This is a genomic window from Streptomyces sp. NPDC002566, assembly GCF_042889585.1.
Lineage (GTDB): Bacteria > Actinomycetota > Actinomycetes > Streptomycetales > Streptomycetaceae > Streptomyces.
This window is the reverse complement of record NZ_JBIARD010000004.1, coordinates 907,328-920,534: the sequence shown is the minus strand read 5'-3', so window position 1 is coordinate 920,534 and position 13,207 is coordinate 907,328. Positions and strand designations below refer to the sequence as shown.

General features: G+C 73.1%; 15 protein-coding genes. 10 read left to right on the top strand and 5 right to left on the bottom strand.

What is annotated here, in order from left to right; translation table 11 throughout:
* Window positions 1–21: 21 nt before the first annotated feature.
* Complete coding sequence (locus ACFYXA_RS21385; protein WP_352245164.1) at window positions 22–921, bottom strand: DUF3558 domain-containing protein; 900 nt, start codon at window positions 919–921, stop codon at window positions 22–24.
* A 183-nt stretch (window positions 922–1,104) separates the two neighbouring features.
* On the opposite strand from ACFYXA_RS21385, the gene ACFYXA_RS21380 reads away from it, so the two are divergent.
* Complete coding sequence (locus ACFYXA_RS21380) at window positions 1,105–2,298, top strand: RtcB family protein (protein ID WP_352245165.1); 1,194 nt, start codon at window positions 1,105–1,107, stop codon at window positions 2,296–2,298.
* Window positions 2,299–2,345: 47 nt separating this feature from the next.
* On the opposite strand, the gene ACFYXA_RS21375 is transcribed toward ACFYXA_RS21380, so the two are convergent.
* Window positions 2,346–3,623, bottom strand: coding sequence for a tyrosine-protein phosphatase (locus tag ACFYXA_RS21375; RefSeq protein ID WP_352245166.1), 1,278 nt, complete (start codon window positions 3,621–3,623; stop codon window positions 2,346–2,348).
* A 142-nt stretch (window positions 3,624–3,765) separates the two neighbouring features.
* On the opposite strand from ACFYXA_RS21375, the gene ACFYXA_RS21370 reads away from it, so the two are divergent.
* Both ACFYXA_RS21370 and ACFYXA_RS21365 read left to right on the top strand, forming a co-directional pair.
* A complete protein-coding gene (locus tag ACFYXA_RS21370) occupies window positions 3,766–4,053 on the top strand; it encodes a hypothetical protein (RefSeq protein WP_352245167.1) in 288 nt (95 codons plus the stop codon).
* A gap of 41 nt (window positions 4,054–4,094) precedes the next feature.
* Window positions 4,095–4,361 (top strand): hypothetical protein, encoded by a 267-nt coding sequence (locus tag ACFYXA_RS21365; protein ID WP_351094753.1) that lies wholly within the window; start codon window positions 4,095–4,097, stop codon window positions 4,359–4,361.
* 63 nt (window positions 4,362–4,424) lie between these two features.
* Here the strand turns inward: ACFYXA_RS21365 and ACFYXA_RS21360 are convergent, their stop codons facing one another.
* Complete coding sequence (locus tag ACFYXA_RS21360) at window positions 4,425–5,201, bottom strand: SDR family NAD(P)-dependent oxidoreductase (protein WP_351094751.1); 777 nt, start codon at window positions 5,199–5,201, stop codon at window positions 4,425–4,427.
* A 140-nt stretch (window positions 5,202–5,341) separates the two neighbouring features.
* Entirely contained in the window at window positions 5,342–5,680 is a 339-nt protein-coding gene (locus tag ACFYXA_RS21355) for a YnfA family protein (RefSeq protein WP_352245170.1), read from the bottom strand.
* A 99-nt stretch (window positions 5,681–5,779) separates the two neighbouring features.
* Here ACFYXA_RS21355 and ACFYXA_RS21350 point away from each other — a divergent pair, with 99 nt between their 5' ends.
* Genes ACFYXA_RS21350 through ACFYXA_RS21340 form a run of 3 tightly spaced genes read left to right on the top strand, consistent with a single transcriptional unit; the run spans window position 5,780 to window position 8,130 of the window.
* On the top strand, window positions 5,780–6,253 hold the full coding sequence (locus ACFYXA_RS21350; protein ID WP_130440789.1) for a MarR family winged helix-turn-helix transcriptional regulator: 474 nt from the start codon (window positions 5,780–5,782) through the stop codon (window positions 6,251–6,253).
* A gap of 3 nt (window positions 6,254–6,256) precedes the next feature.
* On the top strand, window positions 6,257–7,324 hold the full coding sequence (locus ACFYXA_RS21345) for a permease (RefSeq protein ID WP_389034975.1): 1,068 nt from the start codon (window positions 6,257–6,259) through the stop codon (window positions 7,322–7,324).
* Entirely contained in the window at window positions 7,321–8,130 is an 810-nt protein-coding gene (locus tag ACFYXA_RS21340) for a TIGR03943 family putative permease subunit (RefSeq protein WP_389034972.1), read from the top strand. Before ACFYXA_RS21345 ends, ACFYXA_RS21340 begins: the two co-directional genes overlap by 4 nt.
* On the opposite strand, the gene ACFYXA_RS21335 is transcribed toward ACFYXA_RS21340, so the two are convergent.
* Window positions 8,100–8,930: a helix-turn-helix domain-containing protein gene (locus ACFYXA_RS21335; protein WP_352245173.1), complete on the bottom strand. Its 831-nt coding sequence runs from the start codon at window positions 8,928–8,930 to the stop codon at window positions 8,100–8,102. The genes ACFYXA_RS21340 and ACFYXA_RS21335 overlap by 31 nt on opposite strands.
* A gap of 159 nt (window positions 8,931–9,089) precedes the next feature.
* Between ACFYXA_RS21335 and ACFYXA_RS21330 the strand changes: the two genes are divergently transcribed.
* From ACFYXA_RS21330 to ACFYXA_RS21315, 4 genes are all read left to right on the top strand, one after another.
* Window positions 9,090–10,175: an LLM class flavin-dependent oxidoreductase gene (locus tag ACFYXA_RS21330; protein ID WP_351094741.1), complete on the top strand. Its 1,086-nt coding sequence runs from the start codon at window positions 9,090–9,092 to the stop codon at window positions 10,173–10,175.
* On the top strand, window positions 10,172–10,762 hold the full coding sequence (locus tag ACFYXA_RS21325; protein WP_389034967.1) for a CE1759 family FMN reductase: 591 nt from the start codon (window positions 10,172–10,174) through the stop codon (window positions 10,760–10,762). Before ACFYXA_RS21330 ends, ACFYXA_RS21325 begins: the two co-directional genes overlap by 4 nt.
* A gap of 191 nt (window positions 10,763–10,953) precedes the next feature.
* A complete protein-coding gene (locus tag ACFYXA_RS21320; protein ID WP_352245175.1) occupies window positions 10,954–11,670 on the top strand; it encodes a response regulator transcription factor in 717 nt (238 codons plus the stop codon).
* Window positions 11,671–11,674: 4 nt separating this feature from the next.
* Window positions 11,675–13,144 carry a HAMP domain-containing sensor histidine kinase gene (locus tag ACFYXA_RS21315; protein ID WP_352245176.1) on the top strand — a complete coding sequence of 490 codons (1,470 nt, stop codon included), beginning with the start codon at window positions 11,675–11,677 and terminating at the stop codon, window positions 13,142–13,144.
* Window positions 13,145–13,207 lie beyond the last annotated feature (63 nt).

The following is a 13,207-nucleotide window of genomic DNA, read 5'->3' as shown; positions in this document are numbered from 1 at the left end:
GCGGGCGGGGGTGAAGTCGCCTCAGCCGCGCAGGGAATCGGCGAGCTGGGCGGCCAGATTCCGGGCCCTGTCCTGCATTTCCTCGCTGTCGGGGACCGTGCCGATCGTCGTCGGCTGCTCCTCGTACCGGACGGTCACAATGACGTTCGACGTGCGGAACGCCACAGTCACCGTCCGCTGCTTGGCCGTCGAGGCGGAGCTGTCGAGGGCGTCGTCGACGAACGCCTCGTCGCCCAGGCCTTCGAGCAGGCGGGGCTGGAGCTCGGCGGAGGTGGTGGCCGACGGGGACGGGCCGGTGGACGAACTCCCCGAGGGGCTCGCGGGGGCGCTCGCCGGGGGAGCGGCCGAGGCGGAGCCCGCGCCGCCGGCCGCGGGGCTGACGCCCGAGGAGGGGCTCGTGCCCGTCGGCGAGGGGGCGGCGGAGGAGGAGGGCGAGGCGGACGGGGAGCCGGTCGCCGAGGAGACGGCGGGCGCGGGCAGGTCGGCCGCCGTGACCTTGCCCGCGAACAGGTCCTCGGCCTCGGTGTCGTCGCTGACGGCGGTGTCGTACGACACCACGCGCTCGAAGTCGACGAGGAGGTGGTCGGTGGCGTCCGCCGACTCCACCTTCCAACGGCAGCCCGTCTTGCGGTCGGTGTCGAACGTCTGGGTCGCCTCGCCCTCGTAGGCGGCCTCGCGCCGGACCGGGTCGGCGATCTCGCGCGCGCCGGGCAGCAGTGCGTCGAGCGTGCCGCGGCTGACGGCGCGACAGGCCTCCGGGAGGGTGGCGTACCGGCCGGGCTCCGCGGCGGCGCTGGCGGTGCCGGCCTTGCCCGGGTTGGCGTCGTCGGTGGGGCCCCGGTCGTCCGAGCCGCCGGTGCAGCCGGCCAGCAGCGCCGCGATGAGGGCGGCGGCGCCGGGTACGTACGCCTTCCGCTGCACGGTCGGCTCCTCTCGACGGTCACATCCTGGACGGTTATTCGCTTGCCGGGCGGGGGCGGCCGCTGCAGACAATGTGTATCGCACGCGACGCCGTGGATGCCGGTCCGCCGTCCGGTACGTCGACCTTGGCACCGGTTTTGCGATTCGATACTTCTGTTGGTTTTCCGGGGGAATGAGGGCTGTATGTCGTACGTGGAGATGCCAGGCGCGAAGGTCCCCATCCGTATGTGGGCCGACCCGGCGACGGTCGAGGAGGGGGCGCTCCAGCAGCTGCGCAACGTCGCCACCCTGCCCTGGATCAAGGGGCTCGCCGTGATGCCGGACGTGCACTACGGGAAGGGCGCGACGGTCGGTTCGGTCATCGCGATGCGGGGCGCGGTCTGTCCGGCGGCGGTCGGCGTCGACATCGGCTGCGGGATGTCCGCGGTGAGGACCTCCCTCACGGCGAACGACCTTCCCGGGGACCTGTCCCGGCTGCGCTCCAAGATCGAGCAGGCCATCCCGGTGGGGCGCGGGATGCACCAGGACGCGGTCGACCCGAGCGGGATGCACGGCTTCGCGACCGCGGGCTGGGACGACTTCTGGGGACGGTTCGACGGGATCGCGGACGCGGTCAAGTTCCGCCAGGAGCGCGCCACGAAGCAGATGGGAACGCTCGGTAGCGGTAACCATTTTGTCGAGGTCTGCACGGATACGACCGGTGCCGTCTGGCTGATGCTGCACTCCGGTTCCCGGAACATCGGCAAGGAGCTCGCCGAGTTCCACATCGGCGTGGCCCAGAAGCTGCCGCACAACCAGGGCCTGGTCGACCGTGACCTCGCCGTCTTCGTCGCGGACACCCCGCAGATGGCGGCGTACCGCAACGACCTGTTCTGGGCGCAGGAGTACGCGAAGTACAACCGCACGCTCATGATGGCGCTCCTGAAGGACGTGGTCCGCAAGGAGTTCCGGAAGGCGAAGCCGACGTTCGAGCCGGAGATCAGCGCGCACCACAACTACGTCGCGGAGGAGCGCTACGACGGGATGGACCTGCTCGTGACCCGCAAGGGCGCGATCCGGGCCGGTTCCGGCGAGTACGGGATCATCCCGGGCTCCATGGGCACGGGTTCCTACATCGTGAAGGGCCTCGGCAACGAGAAGGCGTTCAACTCGGCCTCGCACGGCGCGGGTCGGCGCATGAGCCGCAACGCGGCCAAGCGGCGCTTCTCCACGAGGGACCTGGAGGAGCAGACGCGGGGCGTGGAGTGCCGCAAGGACTCCGGCGTCGTGGACGAGATCCCGAGCGCGTACAAGCCGATCGAGCAGGTCATCGAGCAGCAGCGTGACCTGGTGGAGGTCGTGGCGAAGCTGAAGCAGGTCGTCTGCGTGAAGGGCTGACGACGGTGAGGGGCTCGGGCCGGTGGCCCGGGCCCCTTCTGCGCGCGTCAGCCGAGCCGTTTCTCCAGCAGTGTCACCGCGTACGGGCTTCCGCCGCCGCCGGGGCTGCCCGGGGTGTGGGGTTTGGCGCGCTGCTCGCCCACGACCTTGTAGCCGGCCGCCTCGTAGTAGGCGCGCAGGCGGGGGTTGGAGGCGAGGCAGTCCAGGCGGGCGTAGGCCCGGCCGGTCGCGGCGATGACGGACTCGGCGTGTGCCAGCATGCGGCGGCCGGTGCCGGGCGGGGACGTGTGCGGGGTCGTCATCAGACGGTGCACGTAGCCGGCCTCGGGCGGGCGGGGGCCCCAGGCCGCCGGGTCGTCCCACCAGAGTTCCCAGGCGCCGGCGACCGCGCCCGCCGCCCGGGCCAGCCACACCTCGCCCTCGCGCATCCGGGTGCGGAAATGGGCCTCGGACTTGCCGCCCGGCGCCCACTGGTCGATGCCCCGGGCCGTCTGCCACAGGGCGGCCGTGTCGTGCAGACGGACCAGCGCGGGGGCGTCCTCGGGGGTCGCCCGGTGGAACGTCAGCTCGGGCCAGGAGGTGGGGACCGGCTCCAGGAGCTTGCCGCGCAGGGTGGCGGCGAGGGCACGCGGGTCCAGGCCGAGGACCTGGGCCACGTACCGCTCGGCGCTGCCGTGGCGGGAGTTCAGGGCCGCGAGGTACAGGCGCATCACCTGCGCGGGGGCGCGGCCGAAGCCGGGCCAGGCGGGCGTGCGGCCGTCGTTGCGTGCGCGCCAGTCGGCGAGCAGGGCGCCCGTCGCCAGTTCCGTGAGGCTGAAGTCCTCGGCGATCACCTGCTCCTCGACGCCGAGCAGCCCCAGGACCAGCGCCGCCAGCTGGCCCGTGCGGTCCTTGCCCGAGGCGCAGTGGAAGACGAGCGGGGCGTCGGTCGCCGCGATCAGCTCCAGCGCCTCGCGGATCTCCTTCGCGCCGTCGTGCGCGACCTCCATGTACCGCTCGGCGAGGTAGGGGGCCGGGTCCACGTCGGCGCCCTGAACGGCCTGGTCGTAGGGGCGGTGCTCGATGCTGAGGTTGCGGTACGTGAAGGAGGGGTGCGCGGGGATCCGGCCCCGGCCCTCCGCCTCCCAGGGGTGGCGCAGGTCGATCACCGTGCCGACGCCGAGGGACAGGAACCGCTCCCAGTCCGGCGTTCCCTCGGTCAGCTTGCCCAGCGAGTCCGCCCGGAACAGCCGCCCCGGACGTACCCGGTGACGGCCGTCCGCGGTGCGATAGCCGCCCAGGTCACGGAAGTTGTGCAGCGTCTCGAACGGTAGGTGTCTGTCCACGGACGCGACTTTACGGCCCGGACGGGAACCGGGCCGGACCGTCGCGCTGTCTTCGCCTTCGCTGGAGACGCGAGTACACCGAGCCGTCCGGCCGCTGCCGGAGCCGTTCGGCTCGCCGAATACCGGATGACGGGGGGTTGCGATGGAGCGCGTGCGTGTGTCGGTCTGCGCGGCGGGACTGGTGCTGGTCCTGGGAGGTCTGCTCGCCGGCTGCTCCTCCGACGAGTACAACGACAAGCGGGGCAAGGGCGACGCCCCGGTGCAGGGCAAGGCGGGGGACGACACCCCGGCCGAGGTGTACAACATGCCCGACGGGTTCGGGAACGTCGCGACCAAGTGTGTGGGGCACGGGTACCGGGCGTATGTCACGACCAACAGCGGCGGGCCGTCCAACGTGCAGCTCGTCGAGGACAAGACGTGCGCGGGCTGAGGCGTCGGCGGCGGCGTGGGACCCGGTCCGCGCTAGCCCTGATGCTGCTGCTCGCCGCCGTCCTGTCGGGGTGCTCCCTGGACGACGACGAGCGGGGCATGGGCGACGCCCCGGTGCGGGGGAAGGCGGGGGAGGACACCCCGGCCGAGGTGTACAACTTCCCGGACGGATTCGGGAACCTCGCCACCAAGTGCGTGGGCAGGGGCAAGCGGAGCTACGTCACGACGAAGTACGTGACGTCGGACGGGGAGACTACGTCCACCGTCCCCGCCAACGCTCTGATCGTGGACGATCCCAAGTGCCCGTGAACGGGTGCGGCCCCGCGTGTGCCGCACCCGCGCACACCGCCGGGTGAGGGAGCCGGCCGGGCGTCAGAGTTCCCTGTGGACCTTCGTGTTGGAGGCCTGGGCGCGGGGGCGCAGGACCAGGAGGTCGACGTTGACGTGGCTGGGGCGGGTCACCGCCCAGGTGATCGTCTCGGCCACGTCGTCGGCGGTGAGGGGTTCGGCCACGCCCTCGTACACCTTCGCCGCCTTGTCCTGGTCGCCGCCGAAGCGGGTCAGGGCGAACTCGTCGGTCTTCACCATGCCGGGGGCGATCTCGATCACCCGGACCGGCTGTCCGACGATCTCCAGGCGCAGCGTCTCGGCCAGCACATGGGCGCCGTGCTTGGCGGCGACGTAGCCCGCGCCGCCCTCGTAGGTGCCGTGCCCGGCCGTGGAGGACACCACCACGACGGTGCCGTCGCCGCCGGCGACCAGCTTGGGCAGCAGGGCCTGGGTGAGGTTCAGGGTGCCGATGACGTTCGTCTCGTACATGGTGCGCCAGTCGGCCGGGTCGCCGGTGGCCACCGGGTCGGCGCCGAGCGCGCCGCCCGCGTTGTTGACGAGGACGCCGATCGTGCGGAACGCCGTGGCGAACTCGTCCACGGCGGCGCGGTCGGTGACGTCCAGCTGGTACGCGGTCGCCGAGCCGCCCGCCGCCACCAGTTCCTCGGCCAGCGCCTCGATACGGTCCTTGCGGCGGGCGGTGAGGACCACGCGGTAGCCGGCTGCGGCGAGCCGGCGGGCGGTGGCGGCGCCGATTCCGCTGCTCGCACCGGTGACGACGGCGATGCGGGAGGCGGCGGACGGTACGGCGGTGGCCATGGGACTGACTCCTGGGTCGGCGTGGGCGGTCGCGGGACGCGACGCGAGGTACGCGAGGGACTCAGCCAGGATAGGCACGCGGAGATCACCGGTGACCGGCGATCTTGCTTTTCGGACGCACCGGTTCGCGTCGCCCCCGGTCAGCCGCCGCTGCGCGGCGCCCACATGATCACGGCCATGCCGGCGAGGCAGACCAGTGCGCCGGTCACGTCCCACCGGTCGGGGCGGTAGCCGTCGGCGACCATGCCCCAGGCCAGCGAACCGGCGACGAACACCCCGCCGTACGCGGCCAGGACGCGGCCGAACTCGGCGTCCGCCTGGAGCGTGGCGACGAACCCGTACGCGCCGAGGGCCATGACGCCGGCGCCGATCCACAGCCATCCGCGGTGCTCGCGCACCCCCTGCCAGACCAGCCAGGCGCCCCCGATCTCCAGCAGCGCGGCGACGGCGAACAGGGCGGCGGAGCGGAGCACGGACATACGAGCAGCGTCGCACGCGCCGGGCGCCGTCTTCCGGTCGGCCCGGTTCCACGGCGTCGTACGATGCGCGGACGGCGCTGACGAAAGGGTGTGCGGGCGATGTCCGGGAACGTGCGGTCGCGGTTGCTGGACGAGCTGTCCACCGTCTCCCGCCGGTACATGGCGGCGTTCGCGCTGTTCAACCAGGCCGTCGCCGACCGCCTCGGGCTGCACCCCACCGATCTGCAGTGCCTGAACCTGCTGTCGCTGGAGCGGGAACCGGTGACGACGGGCCGGGTCGCGGAGCTGACGGGACTGACCACCGGGTCGGCGACCCGGCTGGTGGACCGGCTGGAGAAGGCGGGCTATGTGGTGCGGCGGCGGGACGCGGCCGACCGGCGGCGGGTGCTGGTGGCGGCCGTGCCGGAGCGGATCGCCGAGTTCGGGCGGACCTGCGAGCGGCTGGGCGGCGACTGGTCGCCGCTCTTCCAGGACCTGGACGACACCGAACTCGCCGTCATCGTCGGGCACATGAGGCGGACCGTGGAGTTCAGCGGCGAGCAGGTCGCGCGGCTGCGGGAAGGCGCGGTGTAGGGCATGGGGGCGGTCGGCGACACCGGCATACACACGGATGTACGGACGGACGGCGGGGACGGGCGCGAGGACGGCCACGGGCAGGACGGCGACCGGGAGGCGCGGCCCGCGCGCGGGCTGCCCCGGCACTGGCTTGTGCTGCTGCTCGCGGCCGCCGTGGCGCCGGGCGCGCTGCTGGTGCTGGTCGGGCGGGGGCTGGAGGAGCCGGCGGTGCAGGCGTGGCGGACGGTGTGCCTCGCGGTGACCGTGCAGGCGGTGCCGTTCCTGCTGCTGGGGACGGCCCTGTCGGGGGCGATCAACGCGTTCGTGCCGGAGCGGGTGTTCAGCCGGCTGCTGCCGAAGCGGCCGGCGCTCGCGGTGCCGGTGGCGGGGGCCGCGGGGGTGGTGCTGCCGGGCTGCGAGTGCGCGTCGGTGCCGGTGGCGAGCAGTCTCATCGGCCGGGGGGTCACCCCGGCCGCCGCGTTCGCGTTCCTGCTCTCCGCGCCGGCCGTGAACCCGGTGGTGCTGACGGCCACCGCGATCGCCTTCCCCGGCAGCCCGGCGATGGTGCTCGCGCGGCTGCTCGCCTCGCTGGTCACCGCGGCGGTGATGGGCTGGCTGTGGCTCTGGCTGGGGCGTGCGGAGTGGCTGAAGCCGGCCGTGCGGCACACCGGGCACCGGCCCGGGAACAGCCGGTGGACGGAGTTCCGGCGCGGCTTCCAGCACGACTTCCTGCACGCGGGCGGGTTCCTGGTGGTCGGCGCGATGGCCGCGGCGACCTTCAACGTGGCGGTGCCGCGTTCGGTCGTCGACACGTTCGCCGGTTCGCCCTGGCTGTCGGTGCTGTTCCTGGCGGTGCTGGCGATCGTGCTGGCGGTGTGCAGCGAGGCGGACGCGTTCGTGGCGGCCTCGCTGACCGGTTTCTCGCCGGTGGCGCGGCTGACGTTCATGGTGGTCGGCCCGATGGTCGACCTGAAGCTGATCGCCCTGCAGGCGGGGACGTTCGGGCGGGCCTTCGCGATCCGCTTCTCGACGGCCACGGCCGTCGTCGCGGTGGTGTGCAGCGCGGTGGTGGGAGGGGTGCTCCTTTGAAGCGGTTCGCGCAGGCGGGACTGCTGGTGCTGTGCGGGCTGGGCCTGTTGCAGGCCTCGCTGCTGACCGACGGCTATCTGCGCTACGTGAAGGAGGGCATGCGCCCGCTGCTGATCGTGTCGGGGGCGGTGCTGGTCGTGCTGGGGGCGGTGGAGGCGTGGTCGGCGTGGCGCGCCAGGGCCCGGGACGCCGGCGACCACGGGCCGGGCGGCCGGGTGCACGACGGTCGCGAGCACGCGGGTGACGGGCCGGGCGGCCACGCGCACGCCCCGGACGGGCACGACCACTCCGGCGTCCCCCGAGTCGCCTGGCTGCTGTTCCTCCCCGCGCTGAGCCTCCTCTTCTACGCCCCGCCCGCGCTGGGCTCGTACACCGCCGCCCGTGAGGCGCCCAAGGCGGTCGCCGTGGTCGACGAGGACGGGTTCGACCCGCTGCCCGCGACCTCGCCGCTGCCGATCACGCTGACCGACTTCACCCAGCGGGTGCAGCAGGACGCCGAGCAGGCGATCAAGGGCCGTACGGTCCGGATGACGGGGTTCGTCACCCCGGCCGGCGACGGCCGCGAAGGCTGGTACCTGACCCGGATCCTGCTGTCGTGCTGCGCGGCGGACGCCCAGTCGGTGAAGGTGCGGGTGTACGGGGTCCATGCGCCGAAGGCCGATGCCTGGGTGACGGTGACGGGCACCTGGCATGCCGAGGGCGCCCTCGGGACGTCGTCGGCGGCGGTCGCTCTGGACGCCCTGGGCGTCGAGACGGTCGAGCGTCCCACGAACGGCTACACGGACGCGCTGCCGATCGGCTCGTGACCCGCACCTCGTTTCCGGGCCGGTGAGTACGCGGTCGGCGGCACCCCCACGGTCGCCTTGAAGTCCCGTACGAGATGGGCCTGGTCCGCGTAGCCCAGGTCGGCGGCCAGGGCCGCCCAGTCGACGTTCGTCGAGGTCTCGGCGCGCTCCAGGGCCTCGTGGATGCGGTAGCGCAGGATGACCCACTTGGGGCCGACGCCCACATGGGCGGCGAAGAGGCGCTGGAGGCCGCGGACCGAGACGCCCTCCGCGCTCGCCAGGTCCGCGACGCGGCGGATCGTGCGGTCGGCGCGGATGCGGTCGGCCAGGGCCATGGCCCGGTCGGCGTCCGGGTCGGGCCGGGGGCCGAGGGTGAGGAGGCAGGCGTCGAGGGCCGCCACGCGGGCGTCCTCGTCGTCGGGACCGAGGACGGCGGCGGGGTCGACGCCGGTCAGGCGTACGCGGCGGCCCGTCCAGTCGCCGACCGGGCGGTCCGGGGCGAAGGGGCGGAAGCCGCCGGGCCGGAACTGCACGCCGCAGACCCGGCCGGCGCCTTCGAGCTTCTGTGTGAAGAGACCGAGGCCGACGCCGGCGATCTCGGCGAAGGGGGCCTGGTCCCCGTACCGCTGGAAGACGATGTTCACCGAGGGGTGCGGGACGACATGGGAGGCGTACGGCTGGTCGAGGTCCCAGTCGATCAGCCAGTAGTGCTCCAGGTAGGTGCGCAGCGGCGGGGCCGGTTCGCGGCGCCGGAAGCGGACGCGCGCGAAGAGCTCCGCGGCGTCGACGATGCCTCGGGTGTCGCGGCGTGGGGCGGCCATGCGTCGATCGTAGGACGGGCCACCGACATCGCATCCGCTACTCGTTGCCCGGTGATCGGGGTACCCGGCGAGCGGTCCCCGCGGAGGGGGAATAGGGGGCGTGGCGCTGTCGTTCAGCGGTATAGTTGAACAGTAAACAACTTTGGAGGTTGAGCGGCCATGCAGTTCGGGATCTTCACCGTCGGCGACGTCACGCCGGACCCCACCACGGGGCGCACGCCGACCGAGCGTGAGCGGATCAAGGCCATGGTCGCCATCGCGCAGAAGGCCGAGGAGGTCGGCCTCGACGTCTTCGCCACCGGTGAGCACCACAACCCGCCGTTCGTGCCGTCGTCCCCGACCACGATGCTCGGCTGGATAGCGGCCCGCACGGAGAACCTGATCCTCTCCACCGCGACCACCCTCATCACCACGAACGACCCGGTGAAGATCGCCGAGGACTTCGCGATGCTCCAGCACCTGGCCGACGGCCGCGTGGACCTGATGATGGGCCGCGGCAACACCGGCCCGGTCTACCCCTGGTTCGGCAAGGACATCCGCGAGGGCATCAACCTCGCCCTGGAGAACTACAACCTGCTGCACCGGCTGTGGCGCGAGGACGTCGTCGACTGGGAGGGCACGTTCCGCACGCCGCTCCAGGGCTTCACCTCGACGCCCCGCCCGATGGACGGTGTGCCGCCGTTCGTCTGGCACGGCTCCATCCGCTCGCCCGAGATCGCCGAGCAGGCCGCCTTCTACGGAGACGGCTTCTTCCACAACAACATCTTCTGGCCGGCCGACCACACCAAGCGGATGGTCGAGCTGTACCGGGCCCGCTACGCGCACTACGGGCACGGCACGGCCGAGCAGGCCATCGTCGGCCTCGGCGGCCAGGTGTTCATGCGCCGCAACTCGCAGGACGCGGTGCGCGAGTTCCGCCCCTACTTCGACAACGCGCCGGTCTACGGGCACGGGCCGTCCCTGGAGGACTTCACCGACCAGACCCCGCTGACCGTGGGCACCCCGGAGCAGGTCATCGAGAAGACCCTGACGTTCCGCGAGTACGCGGGCGACTACCAGCGCCAGCTGTTCCTCGTCGACCACGCGGGCCTGCCGCTGAAGACCGTACTGGAGCAGATCGACCTGCTCGGCGAGGAGGTCGTGCCGGTGCTCCGTGAGGAGTTCGCCAAGGGCCGCCCGGCGAACGTGCCGGACGCGCCGACCCACGCGTCCCTCAAGGCCGCCCAGGAGGTGACCGTCGCATGAAGCTCGTCGTCGTCTCGGCGGGACTGAGCGTCCCGTCGTCCACCCGGCTGCTGGCCGACCGGCTGGCGACGGCCACCGCCGAGCGGGCGGCGGCGGAGGTGGAGGTCGTGGAGCTGCGCGACCTCGCCGTGGAGATCGCGCACAACCTGACCAACGGCTTCCCCGGGCGCAGGCTGGCGGCCGCGCTGGACGCGGTGACCGCTGCGGACGGCCTGATCGTCGTCACGCCGGTGTTCTCGGCGTCGTACAGCGGACTGTTCAAGTCGTTCTTCGACGTCCTGGAGCAGGACGCGCTGGCGGGCAAGCCGGTCCTGATCGCCGCCACCGGCGGCTCGGCCCGCCACTCCCTCGTCCTGGAACACGCGCTGCGCCCCCTGTTCGCCTACCTGCGGGCCGTCGTGGTCCCGACCGCGGTCTACGCCGCCTCCGAGGACTGGGGCGCGCAGGGACTGCCCGAACGGGTGGACCGGGCGGCGGGCGAACTGGCGGCCTTGATGAAGGGCCTGCCGACGGCGAGGGGACCGAAGACCGGCGGTATCGAGGTCACCCCGTTCGCGGAACGACTGGCGTCGCTTTCGCGCCGCTGACCACTCGGCGCCGGCCGGTCTCTACAGCCCGTCCGGCGTCTGAGGACGAGGCCCGTCCAGGGCCGAAGCGGGGGCCTGGGGGCGGCAGCCCCCAGGACACGCCCGCACCATGGGTGAGAGCCGAGTAAGAAGCCCCACTGCACCCCGCCCGACCCAGCCGAACCGCCGGAGGCCCTGGCAGAGTGGACGCCGTGCCCCAGACCGTGCTCCTGGCCGAAGACGACCGCGCCATCCGCCATGCCCTGGAACGGGCCCTGACCCTGGAGGGCTACGAGGTCACCGCGGTCGCCGACGGCGTGGAGGCGCTGGCGCACGCCCACAAGTCGCCGCCGGACGTCCTCGTCCTCGACGTGATGATGCCCGGCATCGACGGCCTCCAGGTCTGCCGGGTGCTGCGCGCCGAGGGCGACCGCACGCCCATCCTGATGCTGACCGCGCTCGTGGAGACCGCGGACCGGATCGCCGGGCTGGACGCGGGCGCCGACGACTACGTGCCGAAGCCCTTCGACGTCGAGGAGGTCTTCGCCCGTCTGCGCGCGCTGCTGCGCCGCACCGGCCCCGGCGCCCGGCCGGAGATCCCGCCGAAGCCGACCGCGCCGCCCGCCCGCTTCCTGGAGGCGGCCGGGCTGCGCATGGACCCGCAGGCACGGCGGGCCTGGCGCGGCGAGCGGGAACTGGAGCTGACCCGCACCGAGTTCGAGCTGCTGGAACTGCTGGTCCGCAACGCCGGCATCGTTCTCGACCACTCCACGATCTACGACCGCATCTGGGGCTACGACTTCGGCCCCGGTTCCAAGAACCTCGCCGTCTACGTCGGCTATCTGCGCCGCAAGCTCGACGGGGCCGGTGGCGCCCCGCCGCTGATCCACACCGTGCGCGGCGTGGGCTACGTGCTGCGGGAAGACTGACGCGATGGCTCGCACGGGCCGTTTTGCCCGCACGGGCGGCCGGCTGGGCGGGCCGCTGTCCCGGCGGCGCGCGAAGCTCGTCTCGCTGCGCACCACCTTCGCGGTGTCCTTCGCCACCGTGACCGCCGTCGTCACCGTCCTCGTGGGCGTCCTGTCGTACAGCGCCGCGGCACGGCTGGTGCGGGTGGACCAGGAGTCGGTGTTCGACGAGGTCGTGCAGGACCTGCGGGACGAGGTGCGCGCGCGGGCGATGCGGCCCGGGGACTTCTCCTCGTCCGCGCCCGGCCACGACATCGTGCGCCCGGCCCGTACGGACGTGCAGGTGCTGGGGCCGGACGGCGCGGTCGTCGACCCCGGCGCGCCCGGGCTGCCGGTCAGGGCGGCCGACCGTGCCGTCGCGGCCGCCGCGACCGCCGGGACGCTCACCGAGCACGGTGACGTCGACGTGGGCCACGACGCGTACCGGGTGGCGACCGTCGCGCTCGGCGGCGGCCGGGGCGCGGTGCAGATCGCGCAGGAGTTCAGCGGCACGGAGGACCTGCTGCGGGCGCTCCAGCAGCGGACCCTGATCCTGATGATCGCCGTGGTGACGGCGGCCGGCCTGTTCGGCTGGTGGCTGGCCAGGCGCATCACCCACCGTCTGGTCATCCTCACCACCGCCGCCGAGGACGTCGCCCGCACCCGCAGGCTCGGCGTCCAGGTGCCCGTCACCGGTCATGACGAGGTCGGCCGCCTCGGGCGGGCCTTCGACCGGATGCTGGGGCGGCTCGCGCAGTCGGAGGAGGACCAGCGGCGGCTGGTGCAGGACGCGGGGCACGAGTTGCGCACCCCGCTGACCTCGCTGCGCACGAACATCTCGCTGCTGCGCCGTATCGACGAGCTGCCGCCCGCGGCCCGTGAGGAGCTGGTCGCCGACCTGGGCCAGGAGGCCCGTGAACTCACCGATCTCGTGAACGAGTTGGTGGAGCTGGCGGCCGGTCAGTCGGACACCGAGCCGCCCCGGCGGGTCGATCTGGCCGACCTCGCCGAGGACGTCGCCGGGCTCGCGCGCCGCCGTACCGGGCGGACCGTTCTGGTCCGGGCGAGCGGGGACACCACCACGGACGGGCGGCCGGCGATGCTCCAGCGGGCACTCAGCAACCTCGTGGAGAACGCGACCAAGTTCGACCGCGGGGGAGCGGGCCCGATCGAGATCGCCGTCACCGGCCCGGCGGGACCCGGACCGGTCCGGGTGGAGGTCCTCGACCGCGGTCCCGGCATCAGCGAGTCCGACCTCACCCGTGTCTTCGACCGCTTCTACCGCGCCGCCGACGCCCGCTCCCTCCCGGGCTCGGGGCTCGGCCTGTCGATCGTCCGGGAGGTGGCCCTGGCCCACGGCGGCGCCCCCTTCGCCGCCGGCCGGGAGGGCGGCGGCTCGACGATCGGCTTCACCGTGGGCGGCGGTCCCGCGGACCACCGGCTGGACGAGGTCTGAGGCGGCGTGCTCACCCGGTCGGGCGTGTTGATCCTCCCCGGACCGGCGAGCTGTGTGCTACGT